Annotated in this window: 1 protein-coding gene, 1 tRNA gene and 1 rRNA gene; all 3 read right to left on the bottom strand. The window is 65.7% G+C overall.

Features of this window, described 5'->3' with window-relative positions; all coding sequences use genetic code 11:
• Positions 1 to 39: 39 nt before the first annotated feature.
• Positions 40 to 115: transfer RNA gene (locus tag ACFWWR_RS48600), tRNA-Thr, on the bottom strand.
• Positions 116 to 202: 87 nt separating this feature from the next.
• The gene (locus tag ACFWWR_RS48595; RefSeq protein WP_383876605.1) at positions 203 to 865 is read right to left on the bottom strand and encodes a DegT/DnrJ/EryC1/StrS family aminotransferase; all 663 of its coding nucleotides are present in this window, start codon (positions 863 to 865) and stop codon (positions 203 to 205) included.
• A 114-nt stretch (positions 866 to 979) separates the two neighbouring features.
• Positions 980 to 1070 (bottom strand): 5S ribosomal RNA (gene rrf, locus ACFWWR_RS48590); the annotation flags it as partial.

Genomic DNA, 1070 nt, shown 5'->3' with positions numbered 1-1070 from the left:
GAAAAGGCCCCCGCCCGGAAGGGCGGGGGCCTTTTCTTATGGAGCCCCCAAACGGAATCGAACCGTTGACCTTCTCCTTACCATGGAGACGCTCTACCGACTGAGCTATAGGGGCCAGTCACCTTTTCGGGGGGTTTCCCCCGCGGCAACGGAATAGATCATACCCCGAACGGACCCGTACTCCCAACCACCTTGACCGGCGTCAGAAGGCGGGCTGCAGCAGCCCTCCGAGGGCATTGCACGCGCCCACGATCCGCTGCATGTCCCGCTTGGCCAGCACGGCATCCACCGGCAGCGCCAGCGTCTCATCCGCGGCCCGCTCGGTCTCCGGCAGAGACACGCACCGGCGGTACTCGGGCAACCGATGCACAGGCGTCTTCACCGGCACCCGGCACTCAACACCCCTGGCTCGCACGGCCCGAGCAAAGGCATCCCGGTCCGGCCGCCCATTGCCCGGCACGCGCACGACGTACTGCTGATAGGTGTGCCCGTCCCCGCCGTCTGGCGTACGCACGCCCCTCAACTTCGTATCGAGATAGGCAGCCCGCTGCCTCCGCTGAGCGGTCTCGTCGTACGGCGCCTCGGACTCCCCCTCCTGGAGCACGAGCAGCCCATGCCGCTCCCCCACCCCGAGCAGCCGCACCATGTCAGCCGGCCGACCGAAGCGGTGTACGACAACGACAGCCGCCGTCCGCGGAGTTACGGCCGCCTCGACAGCGGACGAGTCGAGGCAGTACGTCACCGGATCTATGTCGGCGAACACCGGAAGCGCCCCGGCCAGCACCACGGCCTCGGCGACTTCCACGTTCCCGAAGGCCGGGACGACGACCTCGTCACCGACTCCGACGCCGGCGGCCCTGAGCATTGCAGCAGTACCCATGTCGGCGATCGTGGTAGCGCAACGTGAACTTCAAGTAACGCCAAACAAAAAAGGGTTGGACCCTGAACCGAAGTTCAGGATCCAACCCTTTGAAGAATTGTTCGGCGGCGTCCTACTCTCCCACAGGGTCCCCCCTGCAGTACCATCGGCGCTGTAAGGCTTAGCTTCCGGGTTCGGAATGTAACCGGGC

This window comes from Streptomyces sp. NPDC058678 (assembly GCF_042714835.1).
Classification (GTDB): Bacteria; Actinomycetota; Actinomycetes; order Streptomycetales; family Streptomycetaceae; genus Streptomyces.
The sequence above is the reverse complement of the archived record's forward strand: the minus strand, read 5'-3'. Positions and strand labels throughout refer to the sequence as shown.